Source organism: Oleiphilus sp. HI0067 (assembly GCF_001635735.1).
This window is the reverse complement of record NZ_LWFI01001117.1, coordinates 1-1,010: the sequence shown is the minus strand read 5'-3', so window position 1 is coordinate 1,010 and position 1,010 is coordinate 1. Positions and strand designations below refer to the sequence as shown.

The 1,010-nt window shown below is 44.4% G+C and carries 1 protein-coding gene; it reads right to left on the bottom strand.

All coding sequences use genetic code 11. From position 1 onward, the window contains the following. Window positions 1-6: 6 nt before the first annotated feature. On the bottom strand, window positions 7-1,010 hold a 1,004-nt coding region (locus tag A3739_RS16175; protein ID WP_156502626.1), incomplete at its 5' end, for a S1 RNA-binding domain-containing protein.

Below are 1,010 nucleotides of genomic sequence, written 5' to 3'. Positions count from 1 at the left end.
AAGCAGTTACTGGTTTTGCATCTGCTCTTTGATCAAATCACCGATCGTAGTTGGACCAGCTGATTCAATCTGCTTCTCACGAACTTCTTTCATCGCTTGCTTCTCATCGTCAATGTCTTTCGACTTAACAGACAAGTTGATCACGCGATTCTTACGATCAACGTTAATAATTTTCGCTTCTACTTCGTCGCCTTCTTTAAGCTGAGTCGTCAAATCTTCAACACGATCTTGGCTCATTTCAGATGCTTTCAAAGTTGCTTCAACGTCTGCTGCAAGTTCTACAACTGCTGCTTTCGCGTCTACAGACTTAACAGTACCTGTAACGATAGTGCCTTTGTCGTTCGCTTGAACGTATTCTGCGAATGGATCGCTATCAAGCTGCTTAACACCAAGAGAGATACGCTCACGCTCTGGGTCTACAGAAAGGATAACAGTTTCGATTTCGTCGCCTTTCTTGTAGTTACGAACAGCTTCTTCGCCTTGTTCCTGCCAAGAGATATCTGACAAGTGAACTAGACCGTCGATACCACCGTCAAGACCGATGAAGATACCGAAATCAGTGATAGACTTGATCTTACCGCTGATCTTATCACCCTTGTTGAAGTTACCTGAGAACTCTTCCCATGGGTTAGCGTGGCACTGTTTGATACCTAGAGAGATACGACGACGCTCTTCGTCGATATCAAGAACCATAACCTCAACTTCGTCGCCCAATTGAACAACTTTAGATGGGTGAATGTTCTTGTTAGTCCAATCCATTTCTGAAACGTGAACAAGACCTTCAACACCTTCTTCGATTTCTGCGAAGCAGCCGTAATCAGTAAGGTTAGTAACACGTGCAGTAACACGAGTGTTCTCTGGATAGCGCTCTTTGATTGATACCCATGGATCTTCACCCAACTGCTTAAGACCTAGAGAAACACGGTTGCGCTCACGGTCGAACTTAAGAACTTTAACGTTGATTTCGTCACCAACATTTACAATCTCGCTCGGGTGCTTAATGCGCTTCC